This is a genomic window from Bosea sp. PAMC 26642 (genome assembly GCF_001562255.1).
Taxonomy (GTDB): Bacteria; Pseudomonadota; Alphaproteobacteria; order Rhizobiales; family Beijerinckiaceae; genus Allobosea.
The window spans coordinates 4654451-4673720 of record NZ_CP014301.1; the positions used below are offsets into that span (position 1 = coordinate 4654451).

Genomic DNA, 19270 nt, shown 5'->3' on the forward strand with positions numbered 1-19270 from the left:
TTGATCGAAGGGGAGCCGAGCGGAGCGCTCAGCGCATGTAGTTGAGGATGCTCATGTTCTGGAACCGGACCGTGAGCGCGTACGACGTCTCGATCTGCGTGGTGAGCGCATCCACGCGCAGCTTGGCCTCATAGGGATCGACGTCCTCGAAGGACTTGATCTGCTTGGCCATGATGTCGCGCTGGATCGTCAGCCTCTCGCTGGCGGAGCTGACCCGGGCCTGGGCCGAGCCGAGCTGCGCCTGCGTCGCGATGAGGCCCTGGATCGAGCTGTTGACGACCGTGATCGCCTCGTCGACCAGCGTCTGATAGGCGTTCTGGTTCAGGCTCTGGGTGCCGAGCCCGCTTACCATCGTGTAGACCTTGGCCAGGTCGCGCATGAACGGCTGGTTGGCGTTGGTTGAGACATCGATGATCTCGTTGGGCGAGATCCGGCTGGTCAGGTTTCTGTCGACGGCCGTGGACCAGTTGGCCCAGGCCGGGTCGGCGAACTCGTTGGCGAAGTTCGTCTGCAGGAAGGTCTTCATGCCGGCGGCGCTGATGGTGGAGACGGCCGGGTCGTTCTGGGCGAAGCCGAACGCGCCGAGAAAGGCGGTGTCGATCGCCGTCTTGTTCGCCGAGGGCGGATTGGCGAAGTAGTCCGCCATGGGCTCCTGCTGGGTATTGATACCGGCGAAGATGTACTGGCCGCCCATCGAGTAGTTTGCGGTGGCGGTCGTCCCCTGCAGATTGTTGGTCGCTTCCGTGACCAGCACGCTCGCGCCCTTTTCGCCGTTGCGGACGGCGATCAGCGTCGTGAGGAAGGATTGCGCCGAGGAGAGCAGGCCGCCCAGCGCCTGCTGCGTCACGTCCAGCCGCTGTGCGACCAGACCGTTGGTGTCGATGATGCCCTCGGTGCGGTCATACTGGTTGCGGATGTTGACGGTCAGCCCGGTGCGCGCGCCGATGCTCAGGCCGACATCGGCAAAGCGCGCGGTCACCATCTCCTTGTTGGCGTCGATGAGCTTGTCCTGAGCCTTGAGGATGGAGCCCCGCAGCATGTTCGAGATGGCGGAGGTCGAAACGAAGGTCGTCTTCATGGGGTTACCTCACAGCGTCCAGGAGGGCGGCCAGCATCCGGTCGATCGTCGAGATCAGGTTGGAGGCCGCGTCGTAGGAGCGCTCCAGTTCCATCACCAGTGTCATTTCCTCGTCGATGTTGACGCCGGTCGCGTTCGACAGGGATTCGGTCGTCCGTTGCAGCAGGGCGGTCTCGTAGCCCAGTGTCGTGGTGCCGGTCTGGCGCTGCGCCTCCAGCCAGCCGACCGAGGAACTGGCGAAACCGGCGAGGCTGTTGCTGGGATCGGCCTTGGCGGCCGGATCGAAGCTGCGCCCGGCCGCCAGTTCGCCGAGCAGGCCCTGGATCCGGTCCGAATAGGCAGCCGCGCCGGTCGTATTGTAGACATAGCCGGCTCCGGCGAGGCCGCCGTCGCGGATGCGGTCGAGATCGCCGCCTTGGGTCGGATCGGCGGCAGGGTTGACGCGGATCGAGGCGGCGATGCCGGGCATACCCACGCCGGTCGGCGGGATTCCCGGACCGCCGGCCCAGGTGAACAGCCCAGCCTGATCCGGCCCGGCCGCCACTTGGTCGCTCTCCGCGAAAGCTTCGACCAAACCACGGGCGATCTCGTCGACCTGGCGCTGGTAGGTCACCGCGATATCGTCGCGGACGACCGACGAGCCGTAGATCTGGCCAGATTTGATCGGCATCACGGCGCCGGGGCCGGTCACCGGCACGCCATCGACGAAAACCGCCTTTCCGGCAACGCCGGGCCCCAGCGCATAGCTCGGCCCCATCGAGACGCTGCGTGGGACGGTCTCGAACAGGGTAACGCCGCTGTCGGTGTAGATCACCATGTCGTTGTTGCCGCGGATCGAGGTGCTGATCCCGATCTCCTCCGACAATTGCGACAGGATGCGATCGCGCGAGTCGAGCTGGTCGGTGATGTCGGCGCCTGATGGAGTGCCCTTGACGATCGCCTTGTTGACGGCCTCGAACTCACCCAGCAGCCGGTTGACCCGATCGACGCCGTTCGTCATTTCGGTGTCGGCAAGGCGGCGCACTTCGCCGATGCTGTCGCTCGCCTGGTTCAGCGCCGTGGCCATGTCGCCTGCGCGGGTTAGAACATCCTGCGCCAGCAGTGGATCGTCGGGCGTGACGCTGTATTGCTGCAGCGAATTCGTCAGCGCGCCGAGCTTGGCCGCCAGCGACTGGTTGAGCTCGGGATCGTTGATCGTAGCCTCGAGCCGATCCAGCCCATCAACGATCGCCTGCTGGGCGGACACCGAAGAAGTCGAAACAAGTTTGCCGGCAAATAGAACGGCATCCATGGCTCGCCCGATCGAGGCGATCCTGACGGCGCCGCCATAGGTCGTGACCTGCAGGCCGGCCTTTCGGTTGAAGTTGGGATCGTCTTTCCCGGCGACGTTGCGCGAGACGATGGAGGTCTGCAGCGCCGTGGCGGTCAGCGATGACTGGGCTACGTTGAGGGCTGACGAGAGGCTCATGGGTTTGGTTCCCGTAGGCGTGTTGGCGACGTCAGCGCTTCAGGTTGACCAGAACGTCGAGGATTTCGGAGCCGGTCTGGAAGACCTTCGAGTTCGCGGTGTAGCTGCGCTGCGATTCGATCATCGCCGTCAGTTCGGTCGCGAGATCGACATTCGACTGTTCGAGCGCGCCGGAGCGGATCGAGCCGAAGCTTCCGGTCTCGGGAAAGCCGACGATGACGTCGCCCGACAGGTTGTTGACCGAATAGACGTTGCCTGACTGCGGCGTGAGCTGGTCGACGCTGGGCACCGTCGCGAGTGGAATCTTGTAGGTGGCACGGCGCGAGCCGTTTTCGAAGACGGCATAGACGGTGCCGTCGTCGGCGATCTCGACCTTGTCGACGGCGCTCGGCGCATTGCCGTCGACAGCAAGTTCCAGTGCCGTCTCGCCGGTCGCGACCTGGGAGATTTGGCTGAAGTCGATCGTTGCGGTGACGCCGCCCGGGATCGCCACGGTGACCGTGGCCGGGGCGGTCGTGAGCTGGCCGGTGCCGTTGAAGGCAAGAGCGGCGGTCGCCAGCGGCGGGGAGCCGGCCGCGCCATAGGGAAATCCGCCCGCCGTGGCCGTCGCTTGGTCGAAGAACACGGCCTGCCACGCATCGGGCGCGGTACCAGTCTTAGCCATATAGACGTCGAGGAATTTCTTGTTGCCGAGATTGTCGTAGGTGACGATCGAAGACTTGCTCGAATAGGTGCTGCCCGCCACGTTGGCGGAGGGCAGCGTGCCTGCCGGGATCACCGCCGTGTTGGAATCGAGCACGCCCTTGAGCGTTCCGGTGCTCGTCGGGGTCGCCTCATAGGCGACGTTGGCCAGATTGATCCGCTCAAGGCCGTCCAGGCTGTTGGCAACCACGGTGGGATTGCCGTTTGTGATCGGGTAACCCATCAGGTAGAAGCCGGCCGAATTCACCAGTTCGTTGCTGCCGTTCTTCACGAAGGCGCCGGCCCGGGTCATGTAAGGGGTGCCTCCGGCGTCGGAGACGACGAAGAAGCCGTTGCCCCTGATGGCCAGATCCGTCTTCGAGGTCGAGCCCATGATCAGGCCTTCGTCGGAAATCGCGTAACGGGTCTTTGTCTCGACGCCGCCGGAGTTGTATTCGCTATGATTTCCTTCGGAGATCAGAGACGAGAATTCGGTCGATCCACGCTTGTAGCCGACTGTATTGACGTTCGCGATATTGTCGCTGACAGCGCCCAGCTTGCTTCCCTGCGCGGCCATGCCGGACACGCCGGTTCGCATGATGCCGAAAATGCTCATTGCCATTCTCCAAGGCGGAAATCTTGGATGGCATTGCATCTTGTTTTGCTTGTGCGGAGCTTTCGTGGACCGCATGTAAAGTTCGAGTAAAATTTTCGTATTATGGGGCGATTGAAACAGATCCGCCGTCTCTTCAATCTAACGAGGAGAAATTGAATATCTAAAATTCACCCGATTAATTGCCGTTCTGCGGTCTTCGTGTCAAATATCGGCTTGACATGGGTCTGGGCGCAGATGTGCGGCCGGCATCGCAATGATGATGAATGACAGGTTAAGATAATTTCATAAATCGGTTGTCGCATGTTTATTCAAGATTTGTCGCGTCGCCCGCTTATATTGCAGCGCGTCATTATCTCGTTGACCAATTCAGGCCAGGTTAATAGCGTCGGATTGCTTCTCCCGACTTCGGTGGGAAGAAATCTTTGTACGGGGGGTACAATGTACATCGTGATCGATGATCGGGCGCTGGTGACCGAAGGATACCAGTCCTTGTTTAACGGGGAGGGCGTCCCGTCGATCGGCTTCACACCATCCCGCTTCCAGGAGTGGGTCGAGGATACGCCTGCCGACCATATCAACACGGTCGAGGCATTCCTTCTCGGCGACTGTGCCGAGCGTTCCAGCTTTCCGACGATGATCCGCCGCCGCTCGCAGGCACCCGTGATCGCGATGAACGAGGCTTCGTCGCTCGAGAAGACGCTGGAACTCTTCGCGGCCGGTGTCGACGACGTCGTCCGCAAGCCCGTCCATGTCCGTGAGATCCTGGCCCGCGTCAACGCGATGCAGCGCCGCAACGAGAAGCGTCGCACTGGCGACGATGACATTGCGCTGGGCGAGATCAGGGTCTATTTCGACGGACGCGATCCCGACGTCGCTGGCGAAGTCATGTCGCTGCCGCGGCGCGAGCGGCGCATCCTCGAATTTCTCATGCGCAGCCGCGGACGTTGGGTCACCAAGTCCCAGGTCTTCAACGCCGTCTACGGCCTGTTCGACGCCGAGGTCGACGAAGCGGTGGTCGAGAGCCACGTCAGCAAACTGCGCAAGAAACTGCGCGATCGGCTCGGCTACGACCCCGTCCAGTCGAAGCGCTATCTCGGCTACACGATCTCCTGATTGCCTCTGACGGCTGCGGGGGCGACGCGCGTAATGGCACGTCGCCCCCGCAGCCGTATCGCGTTATCGACGTGGTACGATAAATTCTCCGAAGTTTTATCTATAGAATTACCGACAACAGCTTCGCGCAAGTCAATCCTCCTAGTGTTGTATCGCAACCACTTGGAGGCTTTCCGTGGAGCCGATACACCTCTTCGATCTCGCGGCAAAACAAGCCAATTGGCTGGCCGTTCGACAGAACGCAGTCTCGCAGAACGTCGCGAACGCCAATACGCCGCGCTATACGGCCGTTGATGTCGAGCCCTTCGAGGCTATCGTCAGGAAGACCACCCTGGCTGTCGCGGCGACCTCGCCCGATCATATCACCTCGACGCCGGCCGAGACGATGACCGCCCGGCAGCGCAAATCCGACAGTTGGTCGACGGTCCATTCCGGTAACTCGGTCAGCATCGAGCAGGAAATGCTCAAGGCTGGCGACATCAGCCGCAGCTATTCCCTCACAACGAACATCGTGAAGAGCTTCCACCGCATGATGGCAATGGCCATCAAGAGCTGAGCAAAGCTGTTCAAACACAGTATAGGTAAGGATAGTCGATGATCGATCCCATTGATGCATCGCTCCGTATCGCCGGAGCCGGCCTGCAGGCTCAGTCGACCCGCGTGCGGATCGTCTCCGAGAACCTGGCCAACGCGCAGTCGACCGGTCCGACCAAAGGCTCCGATCCCTATCGTCGCAAGACGGTGACCTTCGAGAATTCGATGGACCGGGCGCTCGGGGCATCGACGGTCAAGGTCAAGGGTGTCGGCGTCGACAAATCGGCTTTTCGCGTCGAGTTCGAGCCGGGCCATCCGGCTGCCGACGACAAGGGCTACGTCAAGCTGCCCAACGTCTCGATGCTGCTCGAAATGGCCGACATGCGCGAGGCGAACCGCTCCTACGAGGCCAACCTGCAGATGATCAAGCAGGCGCGCTCGATGCAATCCATGACGATCGATCTGTTGAGGAACGGCTGATGTTGAACGCGATTTCCGCTCTCGCGCCCACCGCGAGCAGCGCTGCCCAGGGGCTCCAGAGCCTCGGTGCCTCGCTCGTCCGTCCAGCCCTCCAGGCCGAGGGCGCAGGCCCCGCGCCGGGCGCCGATTTCGGCTCTGTCTTCGCCGGCGTCGCCCAGAACTTCGTCGACAAGCTGCAGCAGGGCGAAGCGGCCGCTGTTTCCGGCGTCCAGGGCAAGGCTGCCGTCCAGGATGTCGTCCAGGCGGTGATGTCGGCGGAGCATTCGCTGCAGCTGGCCATGGCCATGCGCGACAAGGTCGTCTCCGCCTACCAAGAATTCATTCACATGCCGATCTGAGGAGCACTCCCATGAAAGTCCTTGCCATTGCCGCAACCGGCATGAGCGCTCAGCAGCTCAACGTTGAAGTCATCGCCAACAACATCGCCAACATCAACACCACCTCGTTCAAGCGCGCCCGGCCCGAATTCACCGATCTGCTCTACCAGACCGAACGGGCCCGCGGTGTTCCCAACCGCGGTGGCGACGGCTCGATCCCGGAAGGCGCGTCGCTGGGGCTCGGCGTGCGCGCCGCCGCGATCCGCAACCTGCACATCCAGGGCGCGATGACCCAGACCGGAAATCGGCTCGATCTCGCCATCGACGGCCGGGGCTGGTTCAAGATCACGGCCCCCGAGGGCGAGACGCTCTATGCCCGCGCCGGCACCTTCAACACCAATGCCGATGGCGATCTGGTCACGGCTGATGGCTATCTGCTCGATCCCGTCATCCGCGTGCCGGCCGATGCGGTCGATGTCTCGGTCAACGAATCCGGCCTGGTCATGGCCAAGATTCCCGGCGACGTGCAGCCACGGCAACTCGGCCAGATGACACTGGTCAACTTCGCCAACGATGCCGGCCTGGAACCGCTCGGCGGCAATCTCTACCGCGAGACCGTCGCCTCCGGCCAGCCGACGGATGGAACCCCGACGAGCATCGGCTTCGGCAAGCTGCGCCAGGGCTATCTCGAGGCCTCCAACGTCGATCCCGTCAAGGAGATCACGGCACTGATCGCCGCGCAGCGCGCCTATGAAATGAACGCCAAGGTGATCACCGCCGCCGATCAGATGGCCGGCACCGTCGCCACCGGCATCCGGTAAGGAACGCCCCATGACCTCCGCCCTGCTGCGCTACTCGATCCTGGCCGCAACGCTTCTCGGTCTGGGCGCGGCGTCGCCCTTGCACGCTGCGCCCGGCGACATCCTGCTGCCGGTGCCCATGGTCACGCTCTATCCGGGCGATGTCATTTCCGACGGGCAGCTGGTCGACCGGATGTTTCGGGTCAACGGCCGCGCGCCGATGGTCTCGATCGACAACCGCCTTGCCATCGTCGGAAAGGTGGCGCGGCGCACGCTGCTTCCGGGTCAGCCGATCCCGAGCAACGCCGTAGACGATCCCAAGGTCGTGCGGCGGGGCGTGCCGACGCAGGTCGTATTTCGCGAAAACGATATGGTCATCACCGGCATCGTCGAACCGATGCAGTCGGCCTCGGTCAACGAGATGGTCAAGGCCCGCAACCCTGACACCGGCCTCATGGTCGTCGGCGTGGTGCAGGCCGATGGCACCATCCGCGTCGGAGGCGAGTGATGGCACTGCGGTCGAGACTTGCCGCGATCTGCTGCGCGCTGGCGCTGGCGATCCAATGCGTCACGCCTGCCATGGCTTCGGTGCGGATCAAGGATATCGCCGGTCTGCAGGGCGTGCGCGACAACCAGCTCGTCGGCTACGGTCTCGTCATTGGCCTGCAAGGCACCGGTGACAGCGTCCGCAACTCGCCCTTCACCGGCCAGGCTTTGCAGTCGATGCTCGACAGGCTCGGCGTCAACGTCCGCAACTCGCCGATGCGCACCCGCAACGTTGCAGCCGTCATCGTCACCGCCGATCTGCCGCCTTTCGCGGGCCGCGGCAGCCGTATCGATGTCAGCGTCGCCTCGATGGGCGATGCGACATCGCTGCTCGGAGGGACGCTGGTCGTGACCTCGCTCCTGGCCGCCGACGGGCAGACCTATGCCCTCGCGCAGGGCAGGCTCAATGTCTCGGGTTTCTCGGCCCAGGGCGAGGCGGAGCGGCTGACCCAGGGCGTCGCCACCGCCGCGCGCATTCCCGGCGGCGCGCTTGTCGAACGCCAGGTCGCCGACCAGCTCTCCAACCTGCATGTTCTGTCGCTCGAACTGCGCAACCCGGATTTCGTTACGGCCGAGCGCGTGGCTTCCGCCATCAACGCCTTCAGCCGTGAGCACTACAAGTCGACGGTCGCCTTCGCGCTCGACCACCGCACCATCAGTCTGACGCGGCCTGTCAATCTCTCGACCTCGCGCTTCATCGCGGAGATCGAGCGGCTGACGCTGGAGCCGGATTCGCCCGCCCGCGTCGTCGTCGACGAGCGCACCGGAACGGTGGTGATCGGCCGGGACGTCAAGATCTCGACCGTCGCCGTAACCCACGGCAATCTAACCGTCCGCGTCACCGAGACGCCGCAGGTGTCGCAGCCCGAGCCGTTCAGCAACGGCGAGACCACGGTGGCTCCACGCACCCGGATCGAGGCGACGCAGGGCAACGGCCGGCTCGCCATCATCAACGGCGCCAATCTGCACACGCTGGTGCGCGGTCTGAATCAGATCGGCCTGAAGCCCGCCGGCATCATCGCGATCCTGCAGGCGATCAAGACGGCCGGAGCGCTGCAAGCCGACCTCGTCGTGCAATAGCGCCGCCGCGCGGCACGACATCGCAGGCCCGGGATCGCGATGTCGATCCCGGGCCTGTTCCATGACGGGGGCGCGTGTCTAACCCCAAGTCAGCCTCGCGAAAGCAACTCGCCGTAGAAAAATCTGAGACAACGTAATCGGGTTGCAGATAATGGCGAACAGCAAGTACCCGGCCAGATTTTTGCAATATGGGGTTGTCGTCGTGCTGGCAGTTGCCGCGTTCGATGCGCAGGCCCAGGCACCCAGGACGACCCCGGCGGCCGCAGCGACCTCGACCTCCGATGCTGCCAATTTCTGCGCCAGCATTCGCGACCCTGCCGCTGAGGCCCGCTTCGCCTGGCAGGCCAATACCCTGAAGACCCTCGAGGCCAAGCTCACGGACACGCTCAAGAAACTCGACGAGCGCAAAGCCGAGCTGCAGGCCCTGACCGATCGACGCGATGCCGAAACCAGACAGGCAGAGGCCCGCATGACCGACATCTTCGCGCGGATGCGCCCTGACGCCGCCGCTCTCCAGCTCGCAGCGATGGACCAGACGACGGCGGTCTCGGTCCTCGGCAAGCTGCCGCCGCGCGCCGCCAGTGCGGTGCTGAACGAGATGGAGGCCTCGCGCGCCGCCCAACTCGCCGAAGCCATGGGCGGGCGGCGCTCGCCCGCCAATCGAATTTCAACAACCGGAGTGCAGACCCGATGAAGGTCATTATCCTCGCGGCATGTGCCGTCACGCTCGGCGGCTGTGGCCAGGACCTGTCCGAACTCAACCGCGAACCGCAGATGTCGCGCGTCGGCAGCGGGCTGGCGGTCAGGCGGGACGCAGTGCCGATGGGCAATCCACCAGGGCGCCCGGTCGATGTCGCATTCAATTCGATCTACAGCCGCCAGAGCGAAGACCTCTTCCGCGACACCCGCGCGATGAAGATCGGCGATGTCGTCACGGTCAAGATCGCGTTCAAGGACAAGGCGAAGCTCGACAACAACACCGATCGCTCGCGCAACTCCGCCGCAAAGTTCGGTCTCGATCTCCTTGCGGCCTTCAACGGCAATTCCGGCGATGGCAGCGTCAGTGCGGACCTGAAATCCGACACCTCGTCGCGGGGGAGGGGCCAGACCGACCGCTCCGAGGAGATCGATCTCTCCGTCGCCGCGGTCGTCACGGAAATCCTGCCCAACGGAAATCTGCTGATCAGCGGCTCACAGGAGGTCCGGGTCAACTACGACATCCGCGTCCTCAACGTCGCTGGCATCGTGCGCCCTCGCGACATCACTGGCACCAACACCGTGTCCTACGAGAAGATCGCCGAGGCGCGCATCGCCTATGGCGGCCGGGGGCGCGCCATGGAGGTCCAGCAGCCTGGCTGGGGCCACCAGATCTACGACAAGGTCACCCCGTTCTGATGGCCGCCCTGCTGACGAAACCGCTGGCCGGACCCAAATCCCGTGGCCGTTCTGCTCAGGCACTGCGGGCCGGCGCTCCCGTGCTGCTGCTGACCGCGCTCGCAGCCGGAGCCGGGACGCTCTGGGGAATGCGCGTCGTCGGCACCGTCGAGACGACGGTGCAAAAGCGCATGGAGGCGGCAGCGCCCCATGTCCTGGTCAATCCTGCGATGACCGGCACGCTCGTGCTCAGGAAGCTTTCGCCCATCGTGACCAATCTCGCCGCACCGGCCAACACCTGGGTGCGCATCGAGGCTGCCCTCCTGATGGAACAGAAGGCGTCCCTGACGGCCGACCCCCTCATTGGGGCCATCACCGAAGACATCCTGTCCTTCCTGCGCAGTGTGACCGCCTCGCAGATGGAGGGTGCCGCCGGCTTGCGGAACCTGCGCGAGGACCTGACGGAACGGGTCGCGATACGCTCCAAGGGCCTCGTGCGCGACATCGTCATCGAAACCCTGGTGGTGCAGTGATCAGGCTCGCCGGCATTCTCGCCATCCTCCTCGCCGGAACGGCCGGGGCGACGGCACAATCCTTCGGGCTCGACGGGCTCCTGCCGCAAGGCGGCGCTTCTGCGTCGGGGCGCATCGTCCAGATCGTCGCCATGCTGACGGTCCTGTCGGTGGCGCCGGGCCTTCTGATGATGGTCACCAGCTTCAGCCGCTTCGTGATCGCGCTGTCCTTCCTGCGCTCCGGCCTCGGCCTGCAGAGCACGCCGGCCAACCTCATCCTGATCAGCCTTGCGCTGTTCATGACCTTCTTCGTCATGGCGCCGACCTTCGACCGCGCCTGGCAGCAGGGCGTGTTGCCGCTGGTCGAGAACCGTATCACCGAGGGCGAGGCCTATACCCGGATCACCGAGCCGTTCCGCGAGTTCATGCTGGCGCAGACGCGTCCTGCCGATCTGCGTCTCTTTTCTGACGTCGCCCCGCCGAGCATCCGCCCGACCGACCCGACCCAGTCGGTCGATCTCAGGATTCTGATACCGTCCTTCATGATCTCGGAACTGCGCCGCGCCTTCGAGATAGGATTCCTGATTGCGCTGCCCTTTCTGGTGATCGACATGATCGTTGCAACCATCGTCATGTCGATGGGCATGATGATGCTGCCGCCGACCGTGATTTCCCTGCCGTTCAAGGTGATCTTCTTCGTCCTGATAGACGGCTGGAACCTGCTGATCAGCGGCCTGATCCGGTCGTACGGATAGGCGTGCCTGTTACAGCGCCCGTACTATCTCGATCGGCGCGCCATGGCTGAGGTTCAGGTCGAGCACGCTGTCGGCCGGGCCGTGGAAGGAAATCGCATAGGCGCCCTGCCCACGCCGCGACAGGTGATCGCGCAGTCCCTCATGAGCCCCGGCGCGAGGCTCCGCCAGCGACAGCGTCTGGTGGCCGATCCGGAACTGCGCCAGCCCGAAACCGAGCCCGGGAACGCCGCCCGTCGCCACCGGCGCCGCACCGAGCATGGCCCGGTATCGCGCCGCCGAGACGGAAAGGTCGCGCACCGCAACCGTCACGCCGGCAACCCCGGTGGCGCCGTTGCGATGCCGCCGCGCTGCGCCCTCCGGCACCCGCAGTGCCCGCTCGGTAACATCCTCGCACAGGAACGGGATGTCGGGCTCCGGCGGGCGGGCCGAGCGCCAGGCGATGCGGCTGCCATTGGGCTGCAGCCGTTCCCCGTCGATCGGCCCGTCGATTGCGATGCCATGGCCGCGCACCGCCGCAAGCCGCGAATCGAGATCGTCGGGCAGAAGTGCGTAGTCGACGAGACCGCTCCCGGCCGCACTCAGCACCTCCCACCAGCGAAACCCCGGCACGCGGCGATCGAATGCGATGATCTCCAGATAGGCCCCGTCCTCGAATACGACGAGCGCATTGCGGGAGCCGCGCGGATGCTCGCCGCCGGGCAGCACGGTGAAGCCGAGCACCTCGTAGTTGCGCATCGCCGCCGCGAGATCGGTCACGGCGATGACGATGTGGTCGATGGAAAAGCTCATCTCATGCACTCTTGGCCACGGCCTCGATATTCTCGATCCCGCCGAGTTTAGGGGCGAACGAGGTCCAGACCTTGCGAGCGCCCGCCTCCCAGCCCGCCCGGTCCTCCGGCTGCACGACCTTGCCGCCCTCGGCCTTCGCCCGCGCCATCGAGGCCTCCTCGTCGGCGACGATCATCTCGTCGAAATAGCCCGCGCCTTCGGCCGCAGCGGCTGCGAGCGCCGCCCTGTCCTCGGGGGCGAGCCCCTTCCAGAACGCGGCGGAGACACAGATCACGCCCGAGGCCCAGATATGCCCGGTCTCGATCAGATACGGCACGACCTCGTGCAGCTTGAAGCCGACATAGGCCGATTTCGTCAGGTCCATCGCATCGACCACGCCGGTCTTCAGGGCGTTGTAGGTCTCGGGGATCGGAATCGGCGTCGGATAGGCGCCAAAACCCGACCAGAGTTCGGTGTGCAGCGGGCTCTGGATCACGCGGATGCGCTTGCCCTTGACGCTGGCCGGGGTCGTCAGCGGCTCCTTAGCGAGCAGATGCCGGGCGCCGTAATTGATGAAGCCGAGCACGACGAAGCCTTGGCGCTCGAACTTGCCCTTCAGCTCCTCGCCGAGTGGGCCTGCGAGCACGCGCTTCAGATGATCGCGGTCGCGAAACAGGAAGGGCAGGTCGAGAATCTGGCTCTCGGGCACCCAGCCCGACAGCGCCGACACCGTCGAGAGCGAGGCCTGGACCGAGCTGAGCCGCATCCCCTCGGCGACCTCCTTTTCGCCGCCCAGCGCCGCATTGCCGACGATGCGCAGGTCGAAGCGGCCCGGCGCGGTGCGGTCCAGCGTCGCGGCGATCCTGCGCCAGATCCTCGTCTCCGGCTTGTCCTCGCCGAACAGCGAGGCGACCGTGACCGGCCGGCCGGCGGCATGGCTGGCTCGCGAGGACAGTATCGCGGGCGCGGCCAGCAGGGCGGAGGCGACCAGACGGCGAGTGGGCAGCATCAGAACAGGTCCTTGAACGACGGTGGAAGCGACGGCCAGGCCGCCGCGCCGAGACATAATAGGGCAAGTGCCACGAGAAGACTCGCCAGCAGCGGCAGGACGGCCCTGAACACGGCGCCCGCCGGAACGCGGGTGATGCCGGCGACGACATACACGAGAATGCCGAGCGGCGGCGTCAACCCATGGATCATCAGGTTGATCACGAGGATGACGCCGAACTGGATCGGGTCGAGCCCGGCGGAAATCGCAACCGGCAGCAGCAACGGCGCCAGCAGCAGGATCGCCGCGCCAATGTCGAGGAACAGCCCCGCGACCAGCAGCACCAGATTGGCAAGCAGCATCACCGCATAGGGCCCGCCGCCGAGCGCGGTGACGAGGCCCGCCATCTGGTCGGAGACGCGATCGAGCGCGAGCAGGAAGGCAAACGGGGCCGACGCGCCGATCAGCATCCCGACGGCGGCCGCCTCCGTTGCGGATTTGCGCAGGGAATTGAACACGGTACCGGCATTCAGGCTGCGCAGGCCGAGACAGGTGAATAGTGCATAGGCGACGGCGAGCGCCGAGGCCTCGGTCGTGGTGACGATGCCGAAGCGGATGCCGACGACGACGACCACGCCGAGCCCGATAGCCGGCAGCGCCCCCACGAAGCTTCGAGCCCGTTCCTGTCCACTCGCCTTGGGCTGCGCATCAACGACGTCGCGCACGCTAAGATGGATGCCGATGGCGAGCGCCAGCGCCAGCACGCCGCCGGCGACAAAGCCGCCGACCAGGAGCGAGCCGACCGAGAGGTTAGTCGCGGTGGCGAGGATCAGGAAGGCGATCGAGGGCGGGATGATGTTGTCGAGCATCGAGACGCCCGCCACGATCGCCGCCGCATGGGCGGGCGGATAGCCGCGCGCCACCAGCGTCGGCGCCATCACCTTGGCCCCGAAGGCGGCGTTCGCCACCGAGGAACCCGACGCGCCCGAGAACAGCACGCTGGAAACGAGCGCAGTCTGGGCCAGGCCGGCCCGGAGATGCCCGACCAGCGCTGCCGCGAAGCGCACCAGCCGCTCGGCCAGCCCACCGGCCGTCAGGAGTTCGCCCGCGAGCAGGAAGAACGGGATCGCCAGCAGCAGGAACTTGCTGACGCCCGACACCGTGTTCTGCACGATCGCGGGCTCCGGCAAGAGCCCGCCGACCGCCCCCGTCAGCGAGACGCCCGCCAGCAGCGCGTAGGGCAGGGGAGCGCCCAGCAGCAGTCCGAGCCCGGCCGCGATCGCCGCAACGAGGCTCGGTGTCGGTACGAACAGGCCGGTTGCGCTCTGCGCCGCCAGATAGAGCGCGATGCCCAGCACCAGCGAGGCCAGCGCAGCTCGCGGCGAGCGGTCGAGCGAAGCCCGCCAGATCACGACCAGAACGGTCAGCCCGCCGCCGATGGCGAAGGCCGCGAACCGCCAGCTTTCGGGCAGGCCGAGCGCGGTCGAGGTACCGCCGACCAGCGCGGCCACGCTCGCTCCGCCGATTGCCAGAACGAGCGAGCCATGCACTGCGACCGCATCGGCAAAAATCGCCGCAAGCCGTTGCCCGCGCTCCGGCAGCAGCCGCACGATCACGTCGAGCCGCATCGCGAGCGCGCTCGTCGCCGCCAACGGCGCCCCGACCGCGACCAGCGCGACGTTCAGCCAGATCGCCAGTTCGTCCGACCAGACCAGTCCCCCGCCGAGCACGTAGCGCCGCAGAACCGCCGCCATGACGACGAGAAAAAGCGCCGCCAGAATGCCCGCGCCAAGCCACTCCAGTGTTGCCACGAGCCGCGCCAGCCCGCGTCCAGAGCGGTCGCATAGGCGGCTCGCGCTTGCCGCGTGGGATCTGTTGGAGGTCGTCATCGGCGCCTTGGCTACCACCGGACCGCGGCCGCGGCCAGAAGCCTTGAGCGCGACGGAATTCAGGCGCATATTGCGCACGAATTGACCGATCCGCGCAGGAATTGCGACATGGCCTCGATGGCTCTCGATCTCACCGCCTCGGTCTTCCGCGAAGACGGACAGCCTTTTCTGTCGGCGCGGCGCGTCGCCGATACGCTCGGCGTCACCCTGTCCGAGCTGGCGGCGCTGATCGGCGTCGCGCGGACCACACTGACGGCAAAGACCGGCGCGCGCCGCGTCGATAGCGCTCTCAGCCCGCTCGTGCGCATCATCACCATGGCGGCCGACATGGCTGGCGACGAGGGCCGCGCCGCGATCTGGTTCAAGCATCAGCCGCTGCCGGGATGGGGTGGCAAGACCGCGCTCGACCTTGTCCGGGACGGGAAGGGCGGGACGGTGCTCGATTATCTGGAATCAGTGCGCGCCGGCGTTTATGCCTGAGTCTGTGGCGCCTGCCGAACTCGTCCTTTGGCGGGCCTATGTGCCGCGCTGGTCCTATGCGCCGCTGTGGGCGAGGGCGCCGCGCGCTATGGCGGCCGCTGGAACGCGGTCGGCGAACCCTGCCTCTATGCCGCCCGTGAACTCTCGACCGCCTGGGCTGAGTACAATCAGGGCTTCGTCCAGCACCCGGCCCTGATCGCGCAACTCGTGGTCACCGGCGCGCGCCTGGCCGACCTGACCGACGCGGAAACCCTCGGGAGCCTCGGCCTGACGATGGAGATCCACCGCAGCCAGTGGCGCGCGGAGATCGAGGGCGGCGGAATGCCACCGACGCATCAAGTGGCGAAGCAGCTTGGTGATCGGGGCTGGGATGGTGTCATCTATCCCTCGCATATGTCGCCCGGCGGCTCCTGCGTCGCGCTCTGGCGCTGGAACAGCGATGGCGCACCGGCGATTCGGGTCGTCGACCCGGAAGGCCGGCTACCGAAGGGACCGCGATCCTGGGCCTGAATCTTGCCAGCGGCGGCGACGCGGTTCTGCCGCATGATCGGAGACCATGATGTTCAGGCACGATGTCGGGGCGACGCGCTACGTCTTCGCCGATCTGAAGGAGTTGATGGCGAAGGCGACCCCGCTGCGCTCCGGCGATCAGCTTGCCGGCCTTGCCGCCTCCAGCATGGCGGAAATGATGGCGGCGCGTATGGCGCTGGCCGATGTCCCGCTGCGCACCTTCCTGAACGAGGCGCTGGTTCCCTACGAGACGGATGAGGTCACCCGCCTGATCGTCGATGGCCACGACGCCGCGGCCTTCGCCGCCGTCGCTTCGCTGACGGTCGGCGAATTCCGCGACTGGCTCTGCTCCGATGCGGCGACGCCCGCCGCGCTGACGCGCCTCGCACCCGGCATCACGCCGGAGATGGCGGCGGCGGTCTCGAAGATCATGCGCAATCAGGATCTGATCCTCGTCGCGAAGAAATGCCGCGTCGTCACGAAATTCCGCAACACGATCGGCCTGCCGGGCACGCTCGCCGTCCGCCTCCAGCCCAACCATCCGACCGACGACGTGCCCGGTATCCTCGCTTCGACCATCGACGGTCTGAGCTATGGCTGCGGCGATGCCGTGATCGGCATCAACCCCGCCTCCGATTCGATGAGTGCGATCGGCGATTTGCTGCGCCTGCTCGACGCGCTGATAACGCGTTTCGACATACCGACCCAAGCCTGCGTCCTGACCCATGTCACCTCCTCGATCGCGCTGATCGAGCAGGGCGCGCCAGTGGACCTCGTCTTCCAGTCGATCGCGGGAACGCAGGCCGCCAACGCCTCATTCGGCGTGACGCTCGCCCTTCTGCAGGAGGGGCTGGAGGCCGGCCGCTCGCTGAAGCGCGGCGCGGTCGGCGACAACGTCATGTATTTCGAGACCGGGCAGGGTTCGGCGCTCTCGGCCAACGCCCATCACGGCGTCGACCAGCAGACCATCGAGGCGCGCGCCTATGCCGTCGCGCGCGCCTATCAGCCGCTGCTGGTCAACACGGTCGTCGGCTTCATCGGCCCCGAATATCTCTATGACGGCAAGCAGATCATCCGCGCCGGTCTGGAGGACCATTTCTGCGGCAAACTGATGGGCGTGCCGATGGGCTGCGACATCTGCTACACCAACCATGCCGAGGCCGATCAGGACGACATGGACACGCTGCTGACCCTGCTGGGCACGGCCGGCGTCAGCTTCATCATGGGCATCCCCGGCGCCGACGACGTCATGCTCAACTACCAGTCGACCTCCTTCCACGACCAGCTCTATGTCCGCGAGGTGCTGGGCCTGAAGCGCGCGCCCGAATTCGAGGCCTGGCTCGCCCGCATGGACATCACCGACGCGGCCGGCCGGCTCACCTCTGGGCAGGGCGGGCAGGCTCTGCTCGCCGCTATCCAGGACCGCGCGGCATGACAACGCCCGACAAGCCCGCTTCGACGGCGCAGCTCTGGACGCGGCTCGCGGAGCTGACGCCGGCCCGCATCGCGCTCGGCCGCTCGGGCGCCTCGCTGCCGACCCGCGAGGTGCTGCGTTTCGGGCTCGCCCATGCCCAGGCGCGCGACGCCGTTCACGAGCCCTTTCGGCCCGACGCGGTCGCGGCCGATCTCGCGGCTCTTGCCCTCGATACGGTCATGGCCGAAAGCGCCGCACGCTCGCGGGCCGACTACCTGCGCCGCCCCGATCTCGGGCGCGGTCTCTCGCCCGAAAGCCGGGAGGCGCTGGCGGCGCGCCATGCTCCCTGCGACCTCGCCATCATCGTCGGCGACGGCCTGTCCTCGACGGCGGTCCATCGCAACGCTGCGCCCTTCCTTGCGGCGCTGCTGCCCCATCTCGAACGGCAGGGCCGCTCGCTCGCGCCGGTCGTCATCGCCAGCCAGGCCCGCGTCGCACTCGGCGACGAAGCGGCTCATGCGCTCGGCGCACGCATGGTGCTGGTGCTGATCGGCGAGCGGCCGGGCCTGTCCTCGCCCGATTCGCTGGGCGCCTATCTCACCTTCGCCGCTCAGCCTGGCCTGACCGACGCCGCCCGCAACTGCATCTCCAACATACGGCCGGGTGGGCTCTCCTTCCCAGACGCGGCGGCAAAGCTCGCCTGGCTGATCGACCAGGCGTTTCGCCGCTCCCTCACCGGCGTCGATCTCAAAGACGAGAGCGACCGCGCGCTCGCTGCCGCCGAACGGGTGACGCCGCTTCCCGGCGCCTGAGCGGAATCGCGCAGATCAGAGTCCCGCCATCAATGCCGGCAGGTCCCCCAGCGATGCGACCGTCCAATCCGGGGCCTCCCCGAGATGCTCCTCCTGCATGCGCAGCGCCTTGAACAGCGTCTTCGGCGCGATCGGCGTTGCAGCGCCGATCTCGGCATGCAGGGCGGAGGGCGAGACACGCGCGATCCGCGCGACCCTGAAGCCGAAGCGTTTCGCACCAGCGACGTCGAAGCCGTTGGACGAGACGAAGACGACCTCGTCCGGCTTTACGCCGAGATGGGCTTCGACGAGTCCGTAGCTGCGAGGATCGGGCTTGTAGGCCCCGGCCGCATCGACGCTGATCACGACCTCGAATCGCTCTGTCAGCCCACTATTGGCGAGCAACGCCGTGAGCATTGCGGGGCTGCCGTTGGAGAGAATCGCGAGCCTCCGGTCTGCCATTGCGTCCAGCGCGGCGACGCTGTCGGGAAAGGGCACTAGATGGTTATAGGCTTGGGCGAGAGCGGATATGGCCGCCTTGTTCGCGTCGAGCCCCAGCACATCGAGCGCGTAGACGAGCGAATCCTGCGTCACCGTCCAGAAATCCAAATAGGCGTTCATCAGCGATCGCAGCCAGGTGTATTCGAGCTGCTTCATCCGCCAGATCTGAGTGATCGTTTCGCCATGACCGGGAAACGCCGCTTCGGTAAGGCTGGCGACGGATTGTACGTCGTAGAGCGTGCCATAGGCGTCGAAGACGAAGGCCTTGATCGTCATGGGCGAAACCCCGTCGCAAGCATGTCGCGCGTCGATGATAGGGCTTCTCGTCTTTCCGACCAGCCCCGCCAGGAGATGGCGCTGGTCACGGTTTAGGCAGATGAGCACCTGCGATTCGATCTCTCCGTTGGCCTAAAACCGGAACATCAAGGGCCTGTTAACCGGGACTCGGCGCTGCCGGCGCCCAGCCACCGGCAGCATTGACAAGCCTTCGCCAGGGCAGCATGTCCGAACAGCTTGATGGGTCGGTTTCGCGGCGTTTGCGCCTTCCTTTTCGTTGAACTCGCAGGAGTAACTCA

Annotated in this window: 21 protein-coding genes and 1 pseudogene; 15 read left to right on the forward strand and 7 right to left on the reverse strand. The window is 65.7% G+C overall.

Annotated features, from left to right (window positions below):
• Window positions 1–28 precede the first annotated feature (28 nt).
• From AXW83_RS22295 to AXW83_RS22305, 3 genes are read right to left on the reverse strand one after another with little or no spacing between them, the layout of a single operon-like run.
• Window positions 29–1078, reverse strand: coding sequence for a flagellar hook-associated family protein (locus tag AXW83_RS22295; RefSeq protein ID WP_066617469.1), 1050 nt, complete (start codon window positions 1076–1078; stop codon window positions 29–31).
• Between the two features lie 4 nt (window positions 1079–1082).
• A complete protein-coding gene (gene flgK / locus AXW83_RS22300) occupies window positions 1083–2546 on the reverse strand; it encodes a flagellar hook-associated protein FlgK (RefSeq protein WP_066617472.1) in 1464 nt (487 codons plus the stop codon).
• 31 nt (window positions 2547–2577) lie between these two features.
• A complete protein-coding gene (locus tag AXW83_RS22305; RefSeq protein WP_066617475.1) occupies window positions 2578–3843 on the reverse strand; it encodes a flagellar hook protein FlgE in 1266 nt (421 codons plus the stop codon).
• A 438-nt stretch (window positions 3844–4281) separates the two neighbouring features.
• On the opposite strand from AXW83_RS22305, the gene AXW83_RS22310 reads away from it, so the two are divergent.
• The 11 genes from AXW83_RS22310 to fliP all read left to right on the forward strand — a co-directional run bounded on the left by AXW83_RS22310 (window position 4282) and on the right by fliP (window position 11354).
• Window positions 4282–4956: a response regulator transcription factor gene (locus tag AXW83_RS22310; RefSeq protein ID WP_066617479.1), complete on the forward strand. Its 675-nt coding sequence runs from the start codon at window positions 4282–4284 to the stop codon at window positions 4954–4956.
• 175 nt (window positions 4957–5131) lie between these two features.
• Window positions 5132–5512 (forward strand): flagellar basal body rod protein FlgB, encoded by a 381-nt coding sequence (gene flgB, locus AXW83_RS22315; RefSeq protein ID WP_066617481.1) that lies wholly within the window; start codon window positions 5132–5134, stop codon window positions 5510–5512.
• A 38-nt stretch (window positions 5513–5550) separates the two neighbouring features.
• Window positions 5551–5970, forward strand: coding sequence for a flagellar basal body rod protein FlgC (flgC, locus tag AXW83_RS22320; RefSeq protein ID WP_066617484.1), 420 nt, complete (start codon window positions 5551–5553; stop codon window positions 5968–5970).
• On the forward strand, window positions 5970–6308 hold the full coding sequence (locus AXW83_RS22325; RefSeq protein WP_066617495.1) for a flagellar hook-basal body complex protein FliE: 339 nt from the start codon (window positions 5970–5972) through the stop codon (window positions 6306–6308). Before flgC ends, AXW83_RS22325 begins: the two co-directional genes overlap by 1 nt.
• Window positions 6309–6319: 11 nt before the next feature.
• Window positions 6320–7108 carry a flagellar basal-body rod protein FlgG gene (gene flgG / locus AXW83_RS22330; RefSeq protein ID WP_066617497.1) on the forward strand — a complete coding sequence of 263 codons (789 nt, stop codon included), beginning with the start codon at window positions 6320–6322 and terminating at the stop codon, window positions 7106–7108.
• 10 nt (window positions 7109–7118) lie between these two features.
• Complete coding sequence (gene flgA, locus AXW83_RS22335) at window positions 7119–7595, forward strand: flagellar basal body P-ring formation chaperone FlgA (RefSeq protein WP_066617501.1); 477 nt, start codon at window positions 7119–7121, stop codon at window positions 7593–7595.
• The gene (gene flgI, locus AXW83_RS22340; protein ID WP_066617503.1) at window positions 7595–8713 is read left to right on the forward strand and encodes a flagellar basal body P-ring protein FlgI; all 1119 of its coding nucleotides are present in this window, start codon (window positions 7595–7597) and stop codon (window positions 8711–8713) included. The genes flgA and flgI overlap by 1 nt, the downstream gene beginning before the upstream one ends.
• 151 nt (window positions 8714–8864) lie before the next feature.
• Window positions 8865–9407, forward strand: coding sequence for a MotE family protein (locus AXW83_RS22345; RefSeq protein ID WP_066617506.1), 543 nt, complete (start codon window positions 8865–8867; stop codon window positions 9405–9407).
• Window positions 9404–10108: a flagellar basal body L-ring protein FlgH gene (gene flgH / locus AXW83_RS22350; protein ID WP_066617509.1), complete on the forward strand. Its 705-nt coding sequence runs from the start codon at window positions 9404–9406 to the stop codon at window positions 10106–10108. The genes AXW83_RS22345 and flgH overlap by 4 nt, the downstream gene beginning before the upstream one ends.
• The gene (locus AXW83_RS27910) at window positions 10108–10620 is read left to right on the forward strand and encodes a flagellar basal body-associated FliL family protein (RefSeq protein WP_066617512.1); all 513 of its coding nucleotides are present in this window, start codon (window positions 10108–10110) and stop codon (window positions 10618–10620) included. The genes flgH and AXW83_RS27910 overlap by 1 nt, the downstream gene beginning before the upstream one ends.
• Window positions 10620–11354 (forward strand): flagellar type III secretion system pore protein FliP, encoded by a 735-nt coding sequence (gene fliP, locus AXW83_RS27915; protein WP_066621073.1) that lies wholly within the window; start codon window positions 10620–10622, stop codon window positions 11352–11354. The genes AXW83_RS27910 and fliP overlap by 1 nt, the downstream gene beginning before the upstream one ends.
• Before the next feature lie 9 nt (window positions 11355–11363).
• On the opposite strand, the gene AXW83_RS22365 is transcribed toward fliP, so the two are convergent.
• The 3 genes from AXW83_RS22365 to AXW83_RS22375 are packed head-to-tail and all read right to left on the reverse strand — an operon-like array spanning window position 11364 to window position 14999.
• Entirely contained in the window at window positions 11364–12143 is a 780-nt protein-coding gene (locus AXW83_RS22365; RefSeq protein WP_066617513.1) for a VOC family protein, read from the reverse strand.
• A gap of 1 nt (window position 12144) precedes the next feature.
• Window positions 12145–13131, reverse strand: coding sequence for a TRAP transporter substrate-binding protein (locus tag AXW83_RS22370; protein ID WP_066617516.1), 987 nt, complete (start codon window positions 13129–13131; stop codon window positions 12145–12147).
• Window positions 13131–14999, reverse strand: coding sequence for a TRAP transporter large permease (locus AXW83_RS22375; protein ID WP_066621079.1), 1869 nt, complete (start codon window positions 14997–14999; stop codon window positions 13131–13133). The genes AXW83_RS22370 and AXW83_RS22375 overlap by 1 nt, the downstream gene beginning before the upstream one ends.
• Before the next feature lie 108 nt (window positions 15000–15107).
• Here AXW83_RS22375 and AXW83_RS22380 point away from each other — a divergent pair, with 108 nt between their 5' ends.
• The 4 genes and pseudogenes from AXW83_RS22380 (at window position 15108) to eutC (ending at window position 18215) form a co-directional block, all read left to right on the forward strand.
• On the forward strand, window positions 15108–15479 hold the full coding sequence (locus AXW83_RS22380) for an antitoxin Xre/MbcA/ParS toxin-binding domain-containing protein (protein WP_066617518.1): 372 nt from the start codon (window positions 15108–15110) through the stop codon (window positions 15477–15479).
• Window positions 15472–15989 (forward strand): annotated as a pseudogene (locus AXW83_RS22385) (RES family NAD+ phosphorylase). Before AXW83_RS22380 ends, AXW83_RS22385 begins: the two are co-directional and overlap by 8 nt.
• Before the next feature lie 46 nt (window positions 15990–16035).
• Window positions 16036–17424 carry an ethanolamine ammonia-lyase subunit EutB gene (locus AXW83_RS22390; RefSeq protein ID WP_066617520.1) on the forward strand — a complete coding sequence of 463 codons (1389 nt, stop codon included), beginning with the start codon at window positions 16036–16038 and terminating at the stop codon, window positions 17422–17424.
• The gene (gene eutC / locus AXW83_RS22395; RefSeq protein WP_066617529.1) at window positions 17421–18215 is read left to right on the forward strand and encodes an ethanolamine ammonia-lyase subunit EutC; all 795 of its coding nucleotides are present in this window, start codon (window positions 17421–17423) and stop codon (window positions 18213–18215) included. The genes AXW83_RS22390 and eutC overlap by 4 nt, the downstream gene beginning before the upstream one ends.
• A gap of 15 nt (window positions 18216–18230) precedes the next feature.
• Here eutC and AXW83_RS22400 read toward each other — a convergent pair whose 3' ends face one another.
• Window positions 18231–18971: a haloacid dehalogenase type II gene (locus tag AXW83_RS22400; protein WP_066621082.1), complete on the reverse strand. Its 741-nt coding sequence runs from the start codon at window positions 18969–18971 to the stop codon at window positions 18231–18233.
• Between the last annotated feature and the right edge of the window lie 299 nt (window positions 18972–19270).